General features: G+C 39.8%; 24 protein-coding genes. 8 read left to right on the forward strand and 16 right to left on the reverse strand.

The window, feature by feature from the left end; all coding sequences use genetic code 11:
* The first annotated feature begins 193 nt into the window (after positions 1 to 193).
* Together F2A31_RS15630 and F2A31_RS15635 are read left to right on the forward strand one after the other, a co-directional pair.
* Entirely contained in the window at positions 194 to 997 is an 804-nt protein-coding gene (locus F2A31_RS15630; protein WP_150027533.1) for a matrixin family metalloprotease, read from the forward strand.
* 102 nt (positions 998 to 1,099) lie between these two features.
* On the forward strand, positions 1,100 to 1,483 hold the full coding sequence (locus F2A31_RS15635) for a hypothetical protein (RefSeq protein ID WP_008942558.1): 384 nt from the start codon (positions 1,100 to 1,102) through the stop codon (positions 1,481 to 1,483).
* Positions 1,484 to 1,522: 39 nt separating this feature from the next.
* Here F2A31_RS15635 and F2A31_RS15640 read toward each other — a convergent pair whose 3' ends face one another.
* From F2A31_RS15640 to F2A31_RS15655, 4 genes are all read right to left on the reverse strand, one after another.
* Positions 1,523 to 2,821 (reverse strand): lytic murein transglycosylase, encoded by a 1,299-nt coding sequence (locus F2A31_RS15640; protein ID WP_150027535.1) that lies wholly within the window; start codon positions 2,819 to 2,821, stop codon positions 1,523 to 1,525.
* Positions 2,822 to 3,392: 571 nt separating this feature from the next.
* Positions 3,393 to 4,514, reverse strand: a complete 1,122-nt coding sequence (locus tag F2A31_RS15645) for a 5-(carboxyamino)imidazole ribonucleotide synthase (RefSeq protein WP_150027537.1) — start codon at positions 4,512 to 4,514, stop codon at positions 3,393 to 3,395.
* 11 nt (positions 4,515 to 4,525) lie between these two features.
* Positions 4,526 to 5,038, reverse strand: coding sequence for a 5-(carboxyamino)imidazole ribonucleotide mutase (gene purE, locus F2A31_RS15650; RefSeq protein ID WP_005055397.1), 513 nt, complete (start codon positions 5,036 to 5,038; stop codon positions 4,526 to 4,528).
* A gap of 137 nt (positions 5,039 to 5,175) precedes the next feature.
* The gene (locus tag F2A31_RS15655; RefSeq protein WP_165382421.1) at positions 5,176 to 5,532 is read right to left on the reverse strand and encodes a DMT family protein; all 357 of its coding nucleotides are present in this window, start codon (positions 5,530 to 5,532) and stop codon (positions 5,176 to 5,178) included.
* 203 nt (positions 5,533 to 5,735) lie between these two features.
* On the opposite strand from F2A31_RS15655, the gene mpl reads away from it, so the two are divergent.
* Positions 5,736 to 7,097: a UDP-N-acetylmuramate:L-alanyl-gamma-D-glutamyl-meso-diaminopimelate ligase gene (gene mpl / locus F2A31_RS15665; protein ID WP_150027540.1), complete on the forward strand. Its 1,362-nt coding sequence runs from the start codon at positions 5,736 to 5,738 to the stop codon at positions 7,095 to 7,097.
* Positions 7,098 to 7,342: 245 nt separating this feature from the next.
* Here the strand turns inward: mpl and F2A31_RS15670 are convergent, their stop codons facing one another.
* Genes F2A31_RS15670 through F2A31_RS15685 form a run of 4 tightly spaced genes read right to left on the reverse strand, consistent with a single transcriptional unit; the run spans position 7,343 to position 11,165 of the window.
* Positions 7,343 to 8,086: an SDR family oxidoreductase gene (locus tag F2A31_RS15670; protein WP_150027542.1), complete on the reverse strand. Its 744-nt coding sequence runs from the start codon at positions 8,084 to 8,086 to the stop codon at positions 7,343 to 7,345.
* Positions 8,087 to 8,105: 19 nt separating this feature from the next.
* On the reverse strand, positions 8,106 to 8,804 hold the full coding sequence (locus F2A31_RS15675; protein ID WP_150027544.1) for a histidine phosphatase family protein: 699 nt from the start codon (positions 8,802 to 8,804) through the stop codon (positions 8,106 to 8,108).
* On the reverse strand, positions 8,801 to 9,922 hold the full coding sequence (locus tag F2A31_RS15680; RefSeq protein ID WP_150027546.1) for a phosphotransferase family protein: 1,122 nt from the start codon (positions 9,920 to 9,922) through the stop codon (positions 8,801 to 8,803). The genes F2A31_RS15675 and F2A31_RS15680 overlap by 4 nt, the downstream gene beginning before the upstream one ends.
* Before the next feature lie 10 nt (positions 9,923 to 9,932).
* Positions 9,933 to 11,165 carry an acyl-CoA dehydrogenase family protein gene (locus F2A31_RS15685; protein ID WP_161416658.1) on the reverse strand — a complete coding sequence of 411 codons (1,233 nt, stop codon included), beginning with the start codon at positions 11,163 to 11,165 and terminating at the stop codon, positions 9,933 to 9,935.
* A gap of 106 nt (positions 11,166 to 11,271) precedes the next feature.
* Here F2A31_RS15685 and F2A31_RS15690 point away from each other — a divergent pair, with 106 nt between their 5' ends.
* Both F2A31_RS15690 and F2A31_RS15695 read left to right on the forward strand, forming a co-directional pair.
* Positions 11,272 to 12,198: a LysR family transcriptional regulator gene (locus F2A31_RS15690; protein ID WP_150027550.1), complete on the forward strand. Its 927-nt coding sequence runs from the start codon at positions 11,272 to 11,274 to the stop codon at positions 12,196 to 12,198.
* 292 nt (positions 12,199 to 12,490) lie between these two features.
* Positions 12,491 to 13,444 (forward strand): TerC family protein, encoded by a 954-nt coding sequence (locus F2A31_RS15695; protein WP_150027552.1) that lies wholly within the window; start codon positions 12,491 to 12,493, stop codon positions 13,442 to 13,444.
* Positions 13,445 to 13,606: 162 nt separating this feature from the next.
* On the opposite strand, the gene F2A31_RS15700 is transcribed toward F2A31_RS15695, so the two are convergent.
* Together F2A31_RS15700 and F2A31_RS15705 are read right to left on the reverse strand one after the other, a co-directional pair.
* Positions 13,607 to 14,095 carry a hypothetical protein gene (locus F2A31_RS15700; protein WP_150027564.1) on the reverse strand — a complete coding sequence of 163 codons (489 nt, stop codon included), beginning with the start codon at positions 14,093 to 14,095 and terminating at the stop codon, positions 13,607 to 13,609.
* Between the two features lie 85 nt (positions 14,096 to 14,180).
* Positions 14,181 to 14,552 carry a hypothetical protein gene (locus tag F2A31_RS15705; RefSeq protein ID WP_150027567.1) on the reverse strand — a complete coding sequence of 124 codons (372 nt, stop codon included), beginning with the start codon at positions 14,550 to 14,552 and terminating at the stop codon, positions 14,181 to 14,183.
* 325 nt (positions 14,553 to 14,877) lie between these two features.
* Between F2A31_RS15705 and guaD the strand changes: the two genes are divergently transcribed.
* The 3 genes from guaD to F2A31_RS15720 all read left to right on the forward strand — a co-directional run bounded on the left by guaD (position 14,878) and on the right by F2A31_RS15720 (position 17,427).
* Entirely contained in the window at positions 14,878 to 16,194 is a 1,317-nt protein-coding gene (gene guaD, locus F2A31_RS15710; RefSeq protein ID WP_150027569.1) for a guanine deaminase, read from the forward strand.
* A gap of 225 nt (positions 16,195 to 16,419) precedes the next feature.
* Complete coding sequence (gene hpt, locus F2A31_RS15715) at positions 16,420 to 16,950, forward strand: hypoxanthine phosphoribosyltransferase (RefSeq protein WP_150027572.1); 531 nt, start codon at positions 16,420 to 16,422, stop codon at positions 16,948 to 16,950.
* A gap of 225 nt (positions 16,951 to 17,175) precedes the next feature.
* Positions 17,176 to 17,427: a GlsB/YeaQ/YmgE family stress response membrane protein gene (locus tag F2A31_RS15720; RefSeq protein WP_150027574.1), complete on the forward strand. Its 252-nt coding sequence runs from the start codon at positions 17,176 to 17,178 to the stop codon at positions 17,425 to 17,427.
* Between the two features lie 53 nt (positions 17,428 to 17,480).
* Here F2A31_RS15720 and F2A31_RS15725 read toward each other — a convergent pair whose 3' ends face one another.
* The 6 genes from F2A31_RS15725 to rpmH form a co-directional block, all read right to left on the reverse strand.
* Positions 17,481 to 18,179 (reverse strand): DsbC family protein, encoded by a 699-nt coding sequence (locus F2A31_RS15725; protein ID WP_150027577.1) that lies wholly within the window; start codon positions 18,177 to 18,179, stop codon positions 17,481 to 17,483.
* Positions 18,180 to 18,315: 136 nt separating this feature from the next.
* Positions 18,316 to 19,671 carry a tRNA uridine-5-carboxymethylaminomethyl(34) synthesis GTPase MnmE gene (mnmE, locus tag F2A31_RS15730; protein WP_150027848.1) on the reverse strand — a complete coding sequence of 452 codons (1,356 nt, stop codon included), beginning with the start codon at positions 19,669 to 19,671 and terminating at the stop codon, positions 18,316 to 18,318.
* 91 nt (positions 19,672 to 19,762) lie between these two features.
* A complete protein-coding gene (gene yidC, locus F2A31_RS15735; protein WP_150027580.1) occupies positions 19,763 to 21,523 on the reverse strand; it encodes a membrane protein insertase YidC in 1,761 nt (586 codons plus the stop codon).
* Between the two features lie 2 nt (positions 21,524 to 21,525).
* Positions 21,526 to 21,849, reverse strand: coding sequence for a membrane protein insertion efficiency factor YidD (gene yidD, locus F2A31_RS15740; protein ID WP_150027582.1), 324 nt, complete (start codon positions 21,847 to 21,849; stop codon positions 21,526 to 21,528).
* Positions 21,850 to 21,858: 9 nt separating this feature from the next.
* Positions 21,859 to 22,254, reverse strand: a complete 396-nt coding sequence (rnpA, locus tag F2A31_RS15745) for a ribonuclease P protein component (RefSeq protein ID WP_150027585.1) — start codon at positions 22,252 to 22,254, stop codon at positions 21,859 to 21,861.
* Between the two features lie 27 nt (positions 22,255 to 22,281).
* Positions 22,282 to 22,416 carry a 50S ribosomal protein L34 gene (gene rpmH / locus F2A31_RS15750; protein ID WP_000831329.1) on the reverse strand — a complete coding sequence of 45 codons (135 nt, stop codon included), beginning with the start codon at positions 22,414 to 22,416 and terminating at the stop codon, positions 22,282 to 22,284.
* Positions 22,417 to 22,909 lie beyond the last annotated feature (493 nt).

Raw genomic sequence — 22,909 nt, forward strand, 5'->3', positions numbered from 1 at the left:
GTTATTTTCGATTAAAAAACCAACTAATCCTAAGTTGATCCTCTCATTCTAAGCTCAATATTTATACATTTGTATCTTTATTAAATTTCTATAAATATTCTTTAAGTCTGTATTTCTAAATACAATTCATTAAATTGACTAATCATAAAAGCACATTAAAATACGGCCTTTTTCTTGTTTTATCTCCCCTATTATGCGTTTGCTCCCTCTCCTATTGGCAACATGTGCTTTCATGTTTGGCCATGTAACAGCCTTTGCTCAGATTTCCACTATTTCTGATTCTACCCCAATAAAATATGGTACAAATCATCCACTGCATTACCGTATTGCTGATTTTGATCCTCGTTTAAATCTCTCTAAACAACAAATGATTGAAATCAGCAAGCAAGCTGCTGCAATTTGGGAAAAGAATACTGGGCAAAATTATTTCGTTTATGATCCAAATGCTGACTTTTCGATTCATTTGGTGATGGATCAACGTCAAATTCGTAGTATGAAACGTTCCAAAAATTTACATCAATTGGAACAACAGCAACAAACCTGGTTAAATGAGAATGAACAACTACAAGAGCTGAAGAGACAAGTTGCTTTTTCAAAAGCACAGCTTGAATCTCTAAAACACAAATATCAAGTTCAGTCTTTAACATACCAACAAAACCTCAAACAACATCAAAATCTTACCCAACAACTTGATTCTCAAACTGAAAAATCTAAACAACTCTATCAGCAACTCACACAAGCTATAGAACAATTTAATCAAACTTTTACGCCACAAGTTTTGCACAAAGGACAATTTCAGGGAAAACAAATCTTTATTTATGAGTTTTCTTCAATTGATGATTTACGTCTCACCTTAGCACATGAATTCGGACATGCTTTAGGTCTGAAACATACTCAAGATCCAAAATCTTTAATGTATCCTCGCATCAAAGAACAAGACAGCAAAAACTTTAAATTAACTGATACGGATTTGGCGTTATTGGGCTTGTCTCACTGAGGATGAATCGTTTAAGCTGATGTTTTTATGAGATAACAAGAATGGGTCGATAGTTTTGATTTATTCATGTTATTGTGGTGTGAACGCATCATCTTAATCTAAATGGAGATCAGCATGAGTTATTATCATATCCTCATTGAAGTGAATGACCACATCAGTACGATTGAGCAGACTCGTGATATCGAAATCCTAAATATTGAAGATATTAGCCCTTTTCTTCACTCGATTTTGATTCCTTATTTCAACGAACAAATTGTTGAATTAGAAGATGAAAATGTGCCTCATGATGAGATATTACATTTGGAAGTGAAACAAACATTACTTCCAATTGAACATTTAATCGAAGAAGAACAAAAACAACTGCCAAGTGATACTGATGTGACGATTACGGCTTATGAAATTTTTAATGATCGAGATCTGAGTCAGGATGTTACGGCGGTTATTTTTGATATTTTAGAAGCCGTCAAATTAGACGCTGCGCCATAAAAAAGGTCTGCACTTGGCAGACCTTTTCGCATAATTAGCTTATTGCATCATTTTTCGTGCTTGTTCTTGACGGAAAGCACGTAAAATTTTCTGCCCTGCTCGTCCTGTTGGATTTAAGCCCAAACGAGTTTGCTCTTGACGAATGGCTTGACGACTTTTATCGCCGATCAAACCATCAACTGCACCAATGTCATAACCACGTTGAATCAGAAATTGTTGAATTTCACGACGTTCTGCTCTTGATGTTCCCGCATCATCTGTAGGCCATGCCGTTAAAAATGGTGTTCCACCACGCAGACGATCAGACAAATGTGCAATTGCCAAACCATAACTTTCAGCAGCGTTATAGCTATATATCGCATCAAAATTTCTAAACACTAGAAATAATGGACCATTCGCACCTGCTGGCGAAATCAAACCAGCTTGTGTACTTCCAGTCAAATTCCCTTGGATTAACGCCGTTCCATCTGCACGTGTTACGCCCTGTGCAATCCAACTATTGAGTGACTTTTTATTACGACGACTTTCACCAGAAATCGACATACCTTGTGGAATTTTCACTTCAAAGCCCCAAGGCATGCCTGTTTGCCATCCAGCACGTTTTAAGAAGTTTGCTGTCGAAGCCAAAGCATCTGGAATACTCGATACGAGATCACGGCGACCATCACCGTCAAAATCTACGGCTAAACGCTCATAAGTAGATGGCATAAATTGGGTGTGACCAAATGCTCCTGCCCAAGAACCATAAAGTTGGTCTTGAGTCACATCACCTCGTTGCAAAATACGCATGGTGGCAAAAAATTCACCACGGAAATAACTTTGACGACGGCCTTCACAGCTCAATGTACCTAATGCCTGTAATAAAGGATATCGACCAGAAATATCACCATAGTTACTTTCGACACCCCAAACCGCAACCACTGTTTCAGCAGGCACGCCGTAAGCTTGTTCTACACGTCTAAGCACATCACGATGTTGCGCAAGTTTTTGTTGCCCTGCTTGTACGCGCTCATTATCAACCAAACCTGATAAATAATCCCAAATCGGTGTAGAAAACTCTGGCTGATAATTCAAACGATCAATCACTGAATAATCCGCACTTAGATTTTGGGTATAACGATCATAGATTGCACCAGACACACCTGAAGAAATTGCTTGAGATCGTAAACCTGCTAAGCAGCTTTGAAAATCACGTGTTGGGCTAAATGTACTGGTATTGCTTACTGCAGGCGTTGTTTTTGTCGTTGAAACTTTTGCGCCATTGATAATCAACTCTGCATGCGCATTATAAGATAAGGTCAATAAGGCAGCGCCTAGAAAACTAGAAAAACGGTACATGATGTCTAAACCATATTTTTGAATTTAAATTTCAGAATTAACATAACACGATCATTAACGTTACAACGTTTGAAATCGTAATTTTTGAATTCATAATTGAGTTTTAAATTTAAAACATAAGATTTAAATTCAAAAGTATCTTTTCTTTTAAATTTAAAAACAGATAGCATCTATATTTTGAATTCAAAAGTAGCTGTGTGGCGCATACCATTATTTAAATTCAAAAACAGCAACCACTAATGAATTCATTTTTCCACCATACATTTATAAAAAATAAAGAAATAGACTTAAACTCTATTGTTTCAGATCAAATAGATATCCACAAACCACAACTTTAAATTCAAAACTTAACCACATTCAAACTTTTAAATTTAAAACGCTTTGATTTTTGAATTTAAAGCAATACGCCCACTCAAATCAAAGTTTTAAATTCAAAACAAACAGACAATATTTAAATTCAAAGTTTGAAGAAAAGTTATCCACACACGCTTTTTGATATATCTTTTATTTTATGAATTTAAAGTAATAAAAAAAGCGATCCGAAGATCGCTTTTCATGTCCTGTGGATAAGTTAGATGGTCATCTCATCTGTTAATGCCAATGGTACAGGTAGAATTTTAGCTAGCTGACGACACAATGACGTTAACTCATCGCGATTATTCGGCATCAAAGTAATATGCCCTAACTTACGACCTTCACGTTCAGATTTATTATATAGATGCAAATGTGCACCTTTGAGTGCTAAAACATCCTCAGATTTTGGATGTTGCCCAATAATATTTACCATGACTGTCGGACGCACCACATCAGTTGCACCGAGTGGCAAGCCTGCAACTGCACGAATATGGTTTTCAAATTGCGAGCAAATTGCACCTTCAATTGACCAGTGACCAGAGTTGTGGACACGACATGCCATTTCATTGGCATATAAACCTTGTTCTGTCACAAACAATTCAAGCGTCAATACACCTACATAGTTGAGATGATTCAACAAACGTGTGATGTAGTCTTGTGCAACAGGTTGTAAATCGGTGCTATTTGGCGCAGGAACAATCGAGTGCGACAAAATACCATTGTGATGGTGGTTTTCTGCCAATGCCCATGTTTTGACATCACCATCTTGACCACGTACCGCAATAATCGATACTTCACGACTGAATTTCACAAAACTTTCAGCGATTAAGCTTTTCGCAGGTCCAAGCTCAACCCAAGCTGTATCAATCTGATCTTCTGAACGTAGAACAAATTGACCTTTACCATCGTAGCCACCAGTTACGGTTTTTAAAACGATTGGCAAACCTAGATCAGTTACTGCTTGTTTTAAGCTGTCTAAGCTATCTACTGCACGATACGGCGCAACAGGAATACCTAATTCATCAAATAAGGATTTTTCAGCCAAACGATTCTGTGCTGTTGCTAAAGCAAGGCGAGGAGGGTGTAAAGTTTTGGTTTGTGTCAAAACGTCCACATCCGCAACAGGCGTGTTTTCAAATTCAAGGCTAAATACATCTGCACTGGCAATAAAATCCTGCAAGGCATGCTCATTTTTACTTGAAAAGACTGGACCTAAAATCGCCGCTGGGCAATCTGTTTCTGCTTCAAAAAAGCTACATTGAATATTCAGTGGCAGAGCTGCTTGCGCCATCATGCGCCCAAGTTGTCCGCCACCAAAAATACCGATGGTTTTATTCATGATTGGCCTCGTTACACTTGACCAGGGATATTTTTGCTCGACACTTTCTCAGTTTGCGCAGTACGGAAATCTGCAACATTTTTTGCGATCTCAGGACGTGTTAAACCCAGAATTTGCGCTGCCATGATCGCTGCATTGGTTGCACCCGCTTGACCAATCGCCAATGTACCTACTGCAATACCTGCAGGCATTTGTACAATCGAAAGTAATGAATCTACACCGTTTAAAATCGAAGATTTAACAGGTACACCCAGCACAGGCAAATCAGTTTTTGCTGCACACATTCCTGGTAAATGTGCCGCACCACCAGCACCTGCAATAATCACTTGGATACCACGGTCACGTGCTGTTTCAGCATATTCAAATAAACGATCTGGTGTACGGTGCGCAGAAACCACTTCAGCTTCAAAAGGCACACCCAATTGTTTGAGCATGTTAGCGGTATGTTCAAGTGTTGCCCAATCTGATTGAGAACCCATGATAATCCCGACTAAAGGTTGGCTATCTGTTGCGACCGCATTCATTGGCTTTTCCAAAACTTGATAAAAAAAGAGGGCAGTGTCTCGACTTACGCCAAACACAAAGGAGTAAATTGGCAGATATTATAGCGGTTTTTTCAAGCATCCCCAACTACAGAACGCTTGAACTGATCGCAGAAAAATTAGCTGTGATTGCGGAAAACAAAATAGACGCAGCCCAATAAACAGAGCATTGCCCAAACATAATCTAACTTAAAAGGCTGTTTAAACATAAATAGTAAAAATGGGACAAACACCAGCAAGGTCACCACTTCCTGAGTAATTTTCATTTGCCCCAGACCCCAGCCATGTTGACTCAATAGTTTGGTCGCTGGAATCATAAAACTGTATTCGAGTAGGGCAATACACCAACTCAGTAAAATCGCTTGCCAAATCGGCGCATCATGTAAATATTTTAAATGACCGTACCATGCCAAAGTCATAAAACAATTGGAAATCACCAATAAACACAGCGCTAAAAGAGTAGGGCTCAAGTTCATGTCCTTCGTATTTAGAATACGAGTTTAATCAGGAGATTGGAGTAACGATAAAAACGCTGAAATCTTAACATTTCTGGCTTGAATTTTAAGTAAACAACAACGAATTTTGACTATCTTTTCCATAACAGCCTTGCTATCTTTTCAAGCAAATTTTTAATTGCATTACACACGTTTATTACGTGACTGAATAAGAGAGAAGCACGATGCATCTGCATATTTTGGGTATTTGTGGCACATTTATGGGGTCTTTGGCTCTATTAGCACGAGATTTAGGGCATAAAGTCACAGGTTCAGATGCCAATGTTTATCCACCGATGTCGACTCAACTCGAAAATGCGGGCATCGAGCTCATGCAAGGCTATGACCGTAGCCATTTACAACCACATCCTGATCTTGTCATCGTTGGCAACGCCATGAAACGTGGCATTGATGCGATTGAATATATGCTGAATGAAGGTCTTCCTTATATTTCTGGTCCACAATTCTTAGCTGATCATGTATTACAAGGCAAACATGTATTAGGTGTTGCAGGTACACATGGTAAAACCACTACTACGACTATGCTGGCTTGGGTACTCGATCAGGCAGGTTTAAACCCTGGCTTCTTGATCGGCGGCGTACCACTTGGTTTTAGCGAAAGCGCTCGCTTAGGTGGCGGGAAATACTTCTGTGTGGAAGCTGATGAATATGATTCAGCCTTTTTCGACAAACGTTCTAAGTTCGTTCACTACCATCCAAAGACCGCGATTTTAAATAATCTTGAATTTGACCATGCCGACATTTTTGATGACCTTGCTGCGATTCAAAAACAGTTCCATCATTTAGTGCGTACCATTCCAAGTGAAGGTCGTATTATTGCACCGATTACTGAGACCAATATTGATGAAGTCTTAGAACAAGGCTGCTGGACACCTGTGGTTCGTACCAGTCTAGAGCCAAATGACCAAGCCGCTTTATCTGCTGAACTGACCAGTGCCGATGGCAGCCATTTTAAAGTTCTTGAAAATGGCAAAGTGATCGGGGAAGTGAAATGGAGCATGACTGGACAGCATAGCGTTGCCAATGCTTTGGCAACCATTGCTGCTGCACAACATGTCGGTGTCAGCATTGAACAAGCCTGTGAAGCATTATCTAACTTCGGTGGTGTGAAACGCCGTATGGAGCTTTTAGGTACAGTACGTGGCATCGAAGTCTATGATGACTTCGCCCATCATCCAACGGCGATTGAAACGACTTTGGACGGTGCACGTAAACGTTTAGGCGAACGTAAATTATGGGCAATCATTGAACCACGCTCAAATACCATGCGTATGGGCAGCCATAAAGATGGTTTGGCACATTCAGCACGTTTAGCGGATGAAGTAATTTGGTATCAACCAGAAGGTTTGGATTGGGATTTACAACCTGTAATTGCGGCTTCATCAAACAAGGCAGAAGTCAGCCGTTCATTGGATGAGATCATTGCCCGTGTGGTGAATGAGGCAGGTGAGGGCGATGCTGTGGTGATCATGTCCAATGGTGGTTTTGGTGGTTTACACCAAAAATTGATTAAGGCTTTGTCGTAATTTAGCCAATAGCCTATTTTAATCATCTAATTTTGTCACGGTATTCACTATCGTGAAAGGCGGCATGGATGCCGCCCGTTGGACTGTGGTATGGGAATATACCATCAGTCCAACAAAGGATTTTTGTTACTTTTCATCCCTGAAAAGTAAGGAAACGCCTATATCCAAACAGGTCAATGATTCAGCCTATATGAGGCTGTCAAACTTTCCAAATAGAGATATCTCCGATCTATTTTGAATAGCAATTAACTCAGTTTATTCACCAATTTTAAAGGCAAAATCTTCATTGCAATCCCCATTGGCAACCACGGCCACTGCGGTACATATGCCTTCACAGGCTCTTTCTCAATCGCTTTCACCAACGCCTGACTACCCGTTTTCTCATCCACTTCAAATGGCAACTTCTTCACACCCTCATTCAATTCAGTGCGAATATAACCTGGGAAAATCGTCGAGACCTTAATCGGAGTATCCAACAACTCCGCTCGAATCCCCTCAGCCAAATGCGCCACAGCTGCTTTACTAGCAGCATAGGTCGATAAATGCTTCGGTAAACCACGCATTGCACTCATCGAAGAAATCACCACTAAATGCCCTTGATTTTGCGCCCTAAAAATTTCTACCGCTGCTTCACATTGCGCTAATGCTGAAATGAAATTGGTTTCTGCCGTGGCACGGTTGATCTCAAAATGCCCTTTTCCAATACGGCGACCTTCGCCCACACCTGCATTGACAATAATTCGATCAATACTGCCAAACTCTTGCTGAAAAGCTTTAAAAACCGTAAAGACATCATCGTAATGAGTCACATCAAGGGTTTTGATTTTGACCTGAATTGCAAACTGGCTTTGCAATTCTTGCTGTAAGGATTCCAAACGATCTAAACGGCGTGCGCACAATGCCAAATTGTAGCCTTTCGCCGCAAATTCACGTGCCATCCCTGCACCTAACCCTGAACTTGCACCTGTAATTAAAATCGTCTTTGCCATGTCTGTCACCTATTCTTATTTAAATCCATGTTAATAGTTCTGCATCACATGCTTTTAAATAATGATGCTCATTAAAACTCAGTAACTGTAAACGTCCATCAGTCCAACGTAGCGTGGTGATACTTGCATTGGCGATTGACCAATTCAGGGCAAAAATCTGTTTGGCATCTAAGCCTAATATCTTGCCAACAGCCACAGAAATCACACCACCTGAACTAAACACCACCGTCTGACGTTGTTGTGTGACATCAATGTGCTGACATAACGTCTGTAAAGCACTTTCGACCCGTGATTGAAAGCCTAACCATGTTTCATGATATTCGTGGTCATACTGCTCTCCAATCCAGCGATCTATCGCACCATCAAAGATACTGGCAAGATAGGCACGTGGATTCGCCACTTGAGCAATATCCTGCTTCAATAATTCAGGTTGTTTAAATCGGGGATCATATTGTGCAAAGATATGCTGATGATCAAACTCATTCCAAGCAGGCTCCGTTTGAATCAAGGTATCTTGAAAATTTTGCGCTAAAGCCAATTGTGCTGTTTGTTGATGGCGCTGCATTGAACCAGCAAACACTAAAGGCTGTTTTTTTAAGGTATGTTTAAAAAAATCACCCACCACCTGTGCCTGTTGTTCTCCTTTAGCTGAAAGCTGGTCATAGCTTTCAGCACCAAATGAAGCCTGCCCATGTCGCACCAAATAAATCGTGCTCATCGCTTCAAAATATCCTGTAATTTCGCCACATATTCAGGAATTAACTGCTCAGCTTCAGCATTGTTTTGTGCAATTAATTTGAGTGCCCGAATATGTAAGGCATGAACCATGATCCAGAAATCCTTAAAAGCTGGATTATCCGTTTGTTGATGGTAATAACGATAATAAATCTGCTGAGCAATCACAGCTAAACGGAACAAACCAAATACTTCATAAAATGCCCAATTATCCGGTTTCAAATCCGTTTTTTCTAAATAGTAGTCCACGACTTGTTGACGTGTCAGCATGCCTTTTAAATTGGTTGGTTGACGGCGACTAGATTTCAACAAGGCATCGTCATCCTCTTGAATCCAATAGGCCAGGGCACTGCCTAAATCCATAAGCGGATCACCCAATGTCGCCATTTCCCAGTCCAACACACCGATTACTTTTGTTGGCTGTTGTGGATCTAAAATGACATTATCAAAACGCCAATCATTGTGAATTACGCAGATCTTAGCATCCGTTGGAATATGTTGCTTTAGCCATTCCCGCACAAAGCTAAAATCAGGTACATTCGGTGTAAGCGCCTTGCTATAACGGCCATCCCAACCTTCCACTTGACGACGACAATAGCCTTCACCTTTGCCTAACTTTTCAAGTTCTGTGCCTTGATAAGGCACTTGATGTAATTCAATCAACTTATCGAGTACATTTAAACAAAGTTGCCGAACTTGTTGCTCATCGAGTTGTAATTCTTTGGGTAAATTAGCACGGGGAATGATGCCCTCAATCCGCTGCATCACATAGAAATCACAGCCAATTACACTTTCATCCTGACACAATGCAATCATTTCAGGTAGGACAGGGTAGAACGGTGCAAGATGCTTCTGCACATTGTATTCACGCGCCATATCATGCGCTGATTTGGCTTTGGTTCCTTTAGGTGGCCGACGCAAAATCAAATCGGCATTTTCATATTGAATACGATAAGTCCAATTCGATGCTCCCCCTGAATATTGGGTCACTTGTGCTTGACCATCGAGCGCAACACCTTGTTTTTTTAACCATGTTTCAACAGCGGAAATATCGAGTTCTTCGCCATGACGAACCTGACCACCCACATCTATTACTGTCATTTTTATATCCTTATCCGCGACCATAACCACGTTTTTTCAGTTCTAATTTAGCAATCATGCCCTTATGCACTTCATCAGGTCCATCGGCTAAACGTAAACTTCGTGCCTGATTAAAAAATGCAGTCAATGGCGTATCACGAGATACTCCTTCACCACCATGAATTTGGATCGCCATATCAACGACGTTTTGCAATACAGTCGGGGCAACCACTTTGATCGCTGAGATTTCAGTGAGGGCTGCCATATTGCCCAAAGTATCCATCTTATAAGCGGCATATAGCGTTAATAAACGGGCTTGGTCGATTTGCACACGTGCTTCTGCAACCCGCTCTAAGTTCCCGCCCAATTTAAGAATTTCTTTGCCAAAGGCTTTGCGGGACATGCCACGATCGATCATCAACTCTAGGGCTTTTTCCGCTGCGCCAATACAACGCATACAATGGTGAATCCGCCCAGGCCCTAAACGTCCTTGGGCAATTTCAAAACCTTGCCCTGCGCCACCAATAAAATTACTAACAGGTACACGCACATTGTCAAAACTGACCTGCCCATGACCATGCGGCGCATCATAATCGCCGAAGACAGGCAACATCCGTTCAATAGTCACACCTTGGGTATCAATCGGCACCAGAACCATCGAATGCTGATGGTGACGGTCTTTGCTTGAATCAGGGGTGTAGGCCATAAAAATGATCACTTTAGCATTCGGATCACCCAAACCTGATGACCACCATTTACGACCATTCAGAACAATTTCATCGCCATCAATCACCGCCGTAGCTTGCATATTGGTCGCATCGCTCGACGCAACCGCAGGTTCAGTCATGCAGAATACAGAGCGAATCTCACCATTCAGTAGTGGTTGCAGCCATTGTTGCTTTTGTAGCTCACTACCATAGCGCCATAACACTTCCATATTGCCAGTATCAGGCGCATTACAGTTAAATACCGTTGGTGCAAGGAGGCTACGTCCTGTCAATTCAGCAATATGCGCATATTCTTGAACCGATAAACCTGCACCGAGTTCCGCATCTGGCAAGAACATATTCCATAAGCCTGCTGCTTTGGCCTTGCTTTTTAATTGTTCGAGTTGGGCTGGCCATTGCCATTTGGTCCAGTCGCCATCGACATTGAGATGATGGACCTCATCCCAAAAGGCTTTTTCAATCGGTTCTATTTCTTGTTGAATAAAGGTTTGCGTTCTTGCAATAAAATCCTGCGCGCGTTCAGATAATGCAAACATCATTATTTCCCTCAAGGTAAATATTTAACGAAACTTGATTCGCTGCTTTACTTCACCTTAAGCGAAAACTTATTATGAATGAAATGATTTTATTTTATTTAAAACTATGAATAAGATTCATAACCAAAACCCTCTCGAAGTCGGGCAATTCCACCGTATAGATATTAATTTATACCCACTTTTTATTGCGATCTTTGAACAAAAAAGCATTTCTAAAGCTGCTCAATTACTCTGTATTAGCCAATCTGCCGTCAGCCATGCCTTACAACGATTACGTGCACAGTTGAATGACGAACTATTTGTACGAAGTGGGCAAAAGATGCTTCCTACACCTTATGCTGAGCAAATTTATCACCCAATCCAAGAGGCGTTATTGACGATTCAACAGATTGCTGTACCGCAACAAGAGTTTGTTCCTAGCATGTTGCAAAGTATTAAGATTGCGATTCACGATGAAATTGAACCGATTATTTTTCCTCGATTGGTACATCACTTTGCACAATTAAATCTCAATATTCAGTTTTTAAGTTCCAAATTGGACCGAAAAAAAATGCTGGCAGACTTATCTGCCCAACAGATCGATTTTGTAATTGATCTGGTACAACCCCATCAAGCACATCTACAGTTTGAACAGCTCATTCAAGATCATTTTGTGGTGTGTACCCAACAAAGTAAAATGGATCTAGCAACCTACTTATCCTCTCCACATATTGGGGTATCTTCTCGTCGCACTGGGGTTTTATTGGAAGATATTTATTTGAATCGCCAACAATTATCTCGACAAGTTTTTCTGCGTTGCCAGCATTACGCAACAGCACTACAAGTCTTGGCACAATACCCCAATGCGATATTAACCATTCCACAAAGTATTCTGAATCATCTGCATTATGCGGAAACATTACAGATTCATGCCTTACCCATCGAATTACCAAAAATCACGATGGGGATGTATTGGCATGACCACGTCAAACAAAACCCTCGCCATCAATTTTTACGACATGAAATTCTAAACATTTTTAATGCGAAACCATAAAGCATCCATTTGCAGATTTACTCAAATTATGTAATGCTACGCGCAGATTTGGATGGCATCATCCATACCATATTTGTTGACAAGGGGAGTAGCCTCCTCCAAACCTGAGTATTGCAATTAAAACTCAGGTGTCAGAGCTCCGTCATTACACTTTGCAAAAAGTCGGACTCTGAGCATCATCTCTCATGGTGATGTAGGCAAGACCTTGATCATGTTGAAACAGATGTTTTTTTAATTCATCTGGCAACTGGTCAAGGTTTTTTTATGTCCATTTGCCAGATAGGGAGTAGTGATGGAAACTATCGGCAATTTATGGCTATACCTTGCCTTTTTTGGCATTGTGTCGGTGATGTTAATCATCGACTTTTTAGGTTTTAAACAGAAACAAAACCAAAATGTTCCTTTTAAACAAGCTGCTTATTGGAGTATTGCTTGGGTCACTGTCGCCATACTGTTTGGTGGTGCATTGTGGCTGTATCTCCAGCAAACAGTTGGAGTGAACATTGCCAATCAAAAAACCATGGAATACTTCGCAGGCTATTTACTTGAGAAATCCTTAGCAATCGATAATGTCTTCGTTTGGCTCATGATCTTCGCTGCTTTCACGATTCCACCTGCTTTACAACGCAAAATCTTGCTCTATGGAGTTCTCGGCGCAATTGTACTTAGAACCATCTTTATCTTTATTGGCGCTTGGTTCGTTCAAGAGTTTTCATGGATTCTTTATATCTTTGGTGCTTTCCTCGTCTATACCGGCTTTAAATTTCTAAAAGGGCAGGAGGAAGAGGGTGATATCGAAGACAATGCTTTACTCAAATGGTTACGTAAACACCTTCGCATCACACCTCAACTAGAAGGCAATAAATTCTTCGTCCGCCGAAATGGACTTTTGTGGGCGACGCCGTTATTTTTAGTATTAGTACTGGTCGAAGCTTCTGATGTCATTTTTGCTGTGGACTCGATTCCTGCAATTTTTGCTGTAACGACTGACCCATTCATCGTTTTAACTGCAAACTTAATGGCAATTTTAGGCTTGCGTGCAATGTTCTTCTTACTCGCTGGCGCAGCAACCAAAATGCATTATTTACCTTATGGCTTAGGTATTATTTTATTGTTTATCGGTACGAAAATGTTGTTGTTGGATGTGTTCCACATGCCGATCTGGATTTCCCTCAGCTTTATCATCTTGGTATTGAGTATTACGGCGTATCTATCGTTACGTCACAATAAACATCAAGCGGAATAAATTAATTTTTAATTGGTTTGATCTTAATGATCCACTCTTGATACCTTTTTAAGCCTATACAAAGCTCGATATCTATAGCATATCAAATTAAGCAGAAGGATACTCACTAAGCTGAGTATCTTTTTTTAAGACTAAATTTCAATATTAAAACTCTATAGCTAATCACTCCGCCTCCAAGAAAGGAACAAAAGTAAAATAAAAATCTTCTCTTTCAGGATAATCATTCACATCAACCAACTTCGTACCTCTAGCAGTATACATTTCTAAACATGGAGGATCATTTTCAAAATCAGCCCATCCTAAAAAAACTTCATTGTACTGATCATTCATTCTAGTAATAAGAACACGAAAATATAGGAGCTTTCCATCAAGCTCATCATTATGATTGTTCCATCTAAAAAGCTCTAGTTCTCTCACGTCAAATTGTTCATTTTCAATAATCTGATAATAAAGAATCTGATCAGTATCATCATTAAATGCAACAAGTTCCTCTAATAAAAAATCATTTGAATGGTAAGTTAAAAAAGTTTCATTTTTAGGGACACTTATATCATCAATAATTACTTCAATCAGTGCAAAGCTTTGTCTTCGCTCTCCTTGACCATTTCTATACTCAAATAATATCCACATGGTCTCAATTTGCTGTTTCATTTCCTCAAGGAGGGTAGAACTATTTTTAAATGCTTTAAAACCATGCGTATAGCAAGAAGAACTTTTGACAAGACTAACTACCTTTTTAAAAACACTCGGCAACAAACATTTGATGTGAACCCAGTTTGATTGGGATTAGGTTTATATCGTCAAAAGTTGAATTGAACATCTCTTTATCAGCTTTGTTCACTTTGATTCGACCCGCTGATCTACTTTCATTTTGCTCTTTTGGGACAAAATTAATTTGAATTATTTCAATATTGTTATCTCTCGGCTGTATATCAAAGGTCAAATTCTTCTTTGGAATATCATCTAGTTTAAAGTTTCCCTTCGTAATGTCTTTTAATTGATCTTGGCATTCTAGAGTATGCTTAAAAGTACTTTGATAAGTTTTATTGTTAGAATCACATGCTGAAATAGTGATTGCCAACAAAATAATTAATCCTATTTTTTTCATAAATTTTATCTCAATTTCTAAAATTTCAAATACTGCAAATCTAGTTTAAACGAGATCACTCTCGCAACCTTCATCAACAATACAAAACTTATAAAAAATATTATTTAGTAAATTTTTTAATTTTGAATTATCAATATACTGCTCTCAAACAGTACTTCTTTTTGCTAAGAATATATACATTCTCACCAAAGATAAACTTAATTCATTGACTCAAAAAATTTACTCACATTTATACACTTTTTAGTCGCTTAATTTAGGCGAATATTCCAGTAACCTGGACAAAATCAGGTACAATCAACCGAAAAAAGTAAAACTGTAGGTTGTTATGACGTTGGCTACTCCGATCACGGTTATTCGTGGTCGCTTCTTAGATATTCAAAAAACTGTTTCCCAAGCGACTGAAATCGCAGACCAAGTGCGATATATCGAAGATGGTATTCTGATCACTGAACAAGGCAAAATTCGTTGGTTTGGCACTTGGGATGCGGCTCAAGATCACCTACCTACAGATGTTGAGATTCAACATTATCCAGATCAATTGATCATTCCTGGGATGATTGACACCCACATCCACTTCCCACAAACAGAAATGGTCGGTGCCTACGGTGAACAATTACTCAGTTGGCTCAATACCTATACGTTCCCAACTGAAATCCAGTTCAAAGACCAAGCCTATGCCGAAGAAATTGCAAAATTCTTTGTGCAGGAATTGCTTAAAAATGGAACCACTACGGCACTGGTGTTTTGTACTGTTCATCCTGAGTCTGTGAATGCTTTATTTGAAGCCGCAGAACAGTACCAAATGCGTTTAATCGCAGGTAAAGTCATGATGGATCGTCATGCACCTGAAGCACTGTGCGACACTGCAGAGAGCGCCTACGATGATTCTAAGGCCCTGATCGAAAAGTGGCATGGCCAAGGCCGCACTTTATACGCCATTACACCTCGATTTGCACCAACCTCTACACCAGAACAGCTAGAAAAAGCAGGGCAACTCAAAGCAGAATATCCTGATGTCTATGTACATACTCATTTAAGTGAAAATAAAGATGAGATTGCATGGGTCAAAGATTTATTCCCAGCGCAAAAGGGCTATCTCGATGTCTATCATCACTATGGCTTAACAGGTCAGCGTTCGGTATTCGCGCATTGCGTACATTTAGAAGATGCAGAATGGAAATGCATGCATGAGACTAACTCTGCAATTGCCTTTTGCCCAACGTCTAACCTGTTCTTAGGTAGCGGCTTATTTCCACTAAAGAAAACATGGGAACAACAAGTCAAAGTTGGTTTGGGTACAGATATTGGGGCAGGGACTTCATTTAGCTTATTACAAACCGTCAATGAAGCCTATAAAGTGCAGCAGTTACAAGGTGATAAACTCTCTGCTTTTGAGTCGCTATATCATGCAACCTTAGGTGGTGCAAAAGCACTTGATCTCGATGATAAGCTCGGCAATTTCAATATCGGTAAAGAAGCTGATTTTGTCGTGCTGAATCTGCAAGCAACGGCTTTACAACAACTACGTCAGTCACGTTCTAAATCAATTGATGACAGCTTATTTGCGCTGTTTACTATAGGCGATGACCGTAATATCGAGGCAACCTATATCTATGGACAAAAAGCCTATAGCGCCAACTAGAGTATTTAATAAGCGTAGGATTGGATTGATCCTCTTTGCCATGAGCTGCGCAGTTTTGTTGAAGCGAGACAGTGCTTCACGGCAAAATGATACATATTCTTCATCATCAAAAGATGCATGAAAACTCATTTTGTTTTAAAATTCTCACATTAACTCAAGATTTCGAGGTGTTGCAGGTCAACACCTTTTTTATTTTCCCATTTTTAAAGTTTTAGGAATCTATCGATGACTGTTGCGATGCGCGTAATGATTTCCAGTGAAGAGATCCAAGCCAAAGTGAAAGAGCTAGGTGAAAAAATCAATGCACACTATGCTCAAAGTGATAAAGAACTGGTATTGATTGGTTTACTGCGTGGCTCAGTTATCTTTATGGCAGATTTATGCCGTGCGATTGAAAAACCGCATGAACTCGATTTTATGACTGTTTCAAGCTATGTAAACGGTACAACCGTTTCTTCACGTGATGTCAAAATTTTAAAAGATCTTGATGGTCAAATCCGTGGTAAAGATGTTCTCGTTGTTGAAGATATTATTGATTCAGGACGGACATTAAGTAAAGTTATGGAAATTCTGCAAACCCGTAATCCTAACTCAATCGAGCTATGTACCTTAGTCAGCAAACCTTCACGCCGTGAGATTGATTTAGACGTCAGATTCTTAGGTTTTGAAGTTGAAGATCGATTTATTGTGGGCTATGGTCTCGATTTTGATCAAAAATATCGTCATCTTCCATTTATCGGTGAAATTGGTCTTTGATTAATAAAACAATCTGTATCATTGGTGCTTGAACTGCCCATGCAAAAGTAGCTCAAGCACCTGTTCAGCGACGATTTCGTCGCTTTTTTATTTTTAAATCTTAATTAAAAATATCTCAACACTGCACAAAAATACGACATAAATAAGCAATCCACTACAGACAAAAGCTCTCATCATCAAGCAGGATAACAACAAATACTATTGTTAAAACAAGGAGAAATAACAATGTGGTCTCTAATTGTAGCAATTGTCGTTGGTTTCTTTGCGGGTTTAATTGCGCGAGCGCTCCATCCAGGTGATGACAAAGCTGGCTTTATTGTTACCACTTTACTCGGTATTTCGGGTTCTTTATTGGCGACCTATGGCGGTCGATTACTTGGTTTATATGGTGAAAACTCTGCGGCTGGATTTATTGCATCTGTCATTGGTGCCGTGATTATTTTATTTATCTATAACCTTGTTATTAAGAAAAGCTAGCGTCATAGAAATCACTCCCAATTCATGATTGTTATGAATTGGGAGGTTTATATTTATAGTCCTAGTTCCTTCCAAATCATTTGAATATCTTCAGCACTACGTCCCCCTACCATCTTTAAACCATTTGAAAAAATTAAAGTGGGGGTCCCGTTCACACCTAATTTACGTCCTAAAGCTAGGTTTCGATCAATTGGATTGGCACAGGTTTTTGCTTTAGGTTGAACATTCTTTTGCAGTAAATTTTTCCATGCATAGGATGGATTTGCATCGCACCAAACTTGCTTAGAAACAGCGATAGATTGCGGTTTTAAGGCATAGATAAAGGTATAAATCGTTACATCATTGAGCTTATCCAGTTCTGCTTCTAATTGCTTACAGTACGGACAGTTTGGATCTGAAAAAATAGCGAGCTGACGTTTACCATTACCTTTGACCGTTTTAATTGCATCTTGTAAAGGGAGTTTTTGCCAATCAATTGAATTTTGCTTAAGTACTAAATCTTTTGTGAGATTTTTTTGGTCTTTTAAACGCACCATTGAACCGATAAACATATGCTCGGCATTTTCATCGAGGTAGATGATTTGATTATCTAGATTTGCACTATATAAACCCTTCATTTCGGTGGCTTGGATATTGGTCACTTGGATATTGGGATAGTTTTTATTTAGATTACTTTTTAAGGTTTCCACATTGGCTAAACTCATCATAGAAACACAGCTCAATAATGAGAATATCCCAATTTTTTTTAACATGACTGACACTCGAATCAAAAATCAGCCGCTATTGTAATCCGTCTCACAAGGCTATACAGCTCGACTTACTGAGTCACAACCAAAATCAAACCAACACCCAAGATGTTTCACGTGGAACATTTATGCTTGATTAAACTCACTTCCCAATACAGAACGAACCAAAAATTTTCCCAAGCAGATCATCCGCACTAAAATCACCGGTGATTTCACCAAGGGCATTTTGTGCCAATCGCAATGACTCAGCAACAAGCTCACCCGCATTAAACACCACAAGTTGTTCACGTGCCTCTGACAAATAGCGCTGAGTGCGCTTCATTGCGTCTAAATGACGCGTACGGGCGATAAAGGTATCTTCCTCAGGTTGAAAGCCTGCATGCGCTGTAATCGCATCTATGAGTGCCTGAACCCCCATATCCTGTTTCGCTGAAACCCGAATGTGGCGGAAGCCTTGATAATCTGTCATTTCTGCTGGTTGACCCGTTAAATCGCATTTATTTCCGATCAACAATAAACGTTTCGGTTCCAGATGATCTGCAAAATATTCATGTGCCAATTGCAACGGTTCATCACCTTGATTTAAGTCATATACCAAGAGTAATAAATCTGCCTGCTCAATCTCTTTGATCGCTCGGCGAATACCTTCACGCTCAACAACATCACCTGTTTCGCGTAAACCAGCCGTATCCGTTAAAGTAATCGGTAAGCCATTCAAACTGATTTTTTCGTGCAAAACATCACGTGTGGTACCCGCAATATCAGTCACAATGGCACGCTCATGTCCAGCCAATGCGTTTAATAAGCTCGATTTGCCAGCATTCGGTTTACCCGCGATCACGACTTGCAAACCTTCACGTAACAATTGACCTTGACGCGCTGATTGTTGTACCGCTTTGACAGAATCTTGTACATCATCCAACAATGCTAAAATTTTACCATCCGCTAAAAAATCAATTTCTTCTTCTGGAAAATCAATCGCGGCTTCCACATGCAAACGCAAGTGAATCAATTTTTCTAAAACAGTATTAATTTTGGTTGAAAAAGCACCTTGTAAAGAACGTACTGCTGAACGTGCTGCTGCCTGTGACGTTGCATCAATCAAATCTGCAATCGCTTCTGCTTGAACCAAATCCATTTTGCCATTTTCAAAGGCACGCATGGAAAATTCACCTGCTTTTGCAGCCGTTGCCCCTAAATCAAGCAAGCGCGCCAACAATGCATTTTGAATCACAGGACCACCATGTCCTTGGATTTCAACCACATCCTCACCTGTAAATGAATGTGGATTTGGAAAACACAAGATAATGCCTTCATCCATCACTGAATTATCCGCATCATAAAACTGACGAAAAGCAGCCATTCTTGCGGTAGGTAATTGTTTTTGTGTGAGTTGTTCGGCAATCATATAAGCCTTCGGCCCAGAGAGACGAATGACCCCCACACCACCACGACCCAACGGTGTAGCAATCGCAGCAATTGTGGTTTGATGTTGCATATTTTTCACTTCACAACCCTAAAATTCAGCCAAATAAAAATCCGCTTAAGATTACCATCTTAAGCGGATTTATTCAGTAAAAGTTGGAGAATTAAGACGCTGACTCAACCTTGTTGAGACGATCTTTCTCTACACTCTTATTGATAAATGACTGTTGCAGAATCGTAATGGCGTTGTTGACGATCCAGTAAAGGACTAAACCTGCTGGGAAGAACAACATAAATACCGTAAAGATGATTGGCATCAAACGGAAAACCTTTGCCTGCATTGGATCAGTCGGTTGTGGATTGAGCATTTGCTGCACATACATGGTAACCCCCATGAGTAGCGGCAAAATAAACCAAGGATCCATCGCAGATAAATCTTGAATCCATAGCAACCAAGGTGCATGACGTAATTCCACACTTTCCATCAATACCCAATATAGGGCAAGGAAAATCGGCATTTGCAGTAATAACGGCAAACAGCCCGACAATGGATTCACTTGTTCACGCTTATACAATGCCATCATTTCTTGAGAGAAACGCATACGGTCATCGCCAAACTCTTCTTTCATGCGTTGCATTTCAGGTGCAATCACACGCATTTTTGCCATCGAGCGATAGCTTTTCGAAGAAAGTGGCCATAAAATCAGCTTCACTAAGATCGTCAAAAGAATAATTGACCAACCCCAGTTCCCCACGATGTTATGGAAAAATTGCAAACCAAGGAACAATAATTTTGCGATCGGCCATAACCAACCATAATCTACAGTTTGGTTTAAGCCTACAGCTAAATCTTTCAGCTCAGACTGGATTTTTGGACCTGAATAGAACTTCGCATCAACTTCCATTGAGGTACCTGCAGGTACATTAATGGTCGGAGAGGTAAAGCCAATAATATTCATCTTGTCTGCAGACTGACGTGATTCTAATTTAGCAGTATATGGCTGACCATCTGCTTGCGTCAGTTTTAAGTTACCCGGAATCCATGCACTCACAAAATAGTGCTGAACCATCGCAACCCAAGCATTTTTCGCATCAAGATTCAACTTCTCATCAGAGAAATTAGAAAACTTGAGTTTGTTGTAATGTGCATCAGGTGTACCCCATGCACCACCCAAGAAGGTACCTAAGGTAAAGATACCTTGGTCAGATTTTCCTGGATCATCTGAGTTATCACGTTTTAGCTGACCAAACATTTGACCTTGCCAGTTTTGCTGACTACGGTTAATGACTTGGTGTTTTACTGTAATTGGATATTCACCTTGGGTGAAAGTGAAAGTTTTAATCACTTCTACACCTTCAGGTGTTTTAAATACCAATGGAACAGTCAAAACTTGACTGGTTGCTCCATCTGTAGCAGCCACTTTTTTTGCATCTTCCATTGTATATGCTGTTTTTTCAACATCATACATTGGACGACCATTCCGGCTGCTGTCTGGTCCATTTAAACCAATTAAACCCGATTGAGCGACATACGTACGATTCGCATCATTTTCCAGCATAACAAATGGTTGATCACCATTTTTGCTTTTATCATGGCTCAACAACTCAATACGAACAATATCACCACCTTTCGGATTAATCCAAAGATGATAGAGATCAGTTTGTACTGAAATCAGTTGCTGATTCACAGGGGTAGTTTCTGTGGCTTGTTGTGATGCAGTCACATTTGCTTGTGGCAAGTCTGAAGCCGCTGTTGCATTTTGAGCATTTGGCAAATCTGCAGACACATCATGTGCACTCACTACAGCCGCTTGTTGTTGCGGAGCTGGTGCAGCATGACCATAATCTTTTTGCCAAGCCAAAATAAGCAAATATGCGGTAACAAACATGGCTCCAAGAATTGCAAATCTGGCCCATTGTTGCATAACTAATATCCCAAATGATTAGAGAAATTTTGCTTACATAAACGATCACGAAAGGGTACAGCAACGTGATGCATTTGAGAATCTATTTGATGAAACGAAATAAAACGAACTGCTTTAGGTGGCACTGGGTCGTAACCAGACCCTCCCCAAGGATGACATCGACAAACACGTTTAGCTGACAGCCAAACTCCTTTAACTGCTCCATGCGTTTGTAAAGCTTCAATGGCATATTGAGAACAAGTTGGAATATAGCGACAACGTGGCCCCAATAACGGACTGATTGCGATTTGGTAGCATCTTATCAACCAATGCAGGATACGTACCATTGGAGATCTCTAATTTTGGAGGGAAGTAGTAACGACTTTGGAATGCTTTTTTGCTAAACGTTGTAATTTTTGCCAAGCAAAATCTAATTGTTGATGTAATTCTTGATTTGAAATTGTATCTATACCTATTTTAGGCATCACCACAATATCGATATCAGCATTAAATTGTGCTTGATGTAAACGAAAGCTCTCACGAGCAAGACGTTTTACCCGATTTCGTTCATGTGCACGACGCACCTTTTTTTTAGCAACGACAATACCCAAACGGCTATTTGGCTGTTCGGTTAATTTTGCTAAAAAAAGGAAATGGGGCTGATGCACTTTAAAAAGCGCACCATCAAATACACTTTTGTAATCTGCAGCACAACGAATACGAAATTCAGTGCCAAAACTGTAAAGTGCCATCACCCAAATCTGGTCAGCTTAACAGTATTAAACAGTTAAGCTATGACGACCTTTCGCACGACGACGAGCTAAAACTTGACGACCAGCTTTAGTTGCCATACGAGCACGGAAACCATGAACGCGTTTACGCTTTAATTCAGATGGTTGGAAAGTACGTTTCATATCGAAACTCCCAAAATGATCTTTCTATAAAGGTCCGCGATTTTATTGCGCAATGTTTACGCTGTCAATGAAAAATCGAAATCTTTACATTTTATCTTATTTGTTTTCTTACATTTTTCTATAACGACTTCTTTATATATATTGTGAAAACAAAAAACATACACAAGCTATCTATTTAAATTATATCAGGAATAAGTTATATTCACAGCCTATCCTCAGACTTACCCACAATACAGCATGTGTTTTAAATTTATTCTTTGGATTTTGAATTTAAATTTCGATATGCTCAGTTATCCACATTCCGGGTGGGCTTTATAAATAAATTCAAATTTTAAAATTTAAATTTATTACTATTAGGGTGGGTTTATTCTGTGGGAAACCATATATTTTCATCATTAAACATAGGGTTACCTTGTGGATAACCATGTTTTTATTGATTTTATGAATTGTGGATAACTTGGTGGTTAAAATTATCCACAGGATGTGGTAAAAG

Origin of the sequence: Acinetobacter suaedae (genome assembly GCF_008630915.1) — a bacterium.
GTDB classification, from domain to species: domain Bacteria; phylum Pseudomonadota; class Gammaproteobacteria; order Pseudomonadales; family Moraxellaceae; genus Acinetobacter; species Acinetobacter suaedae.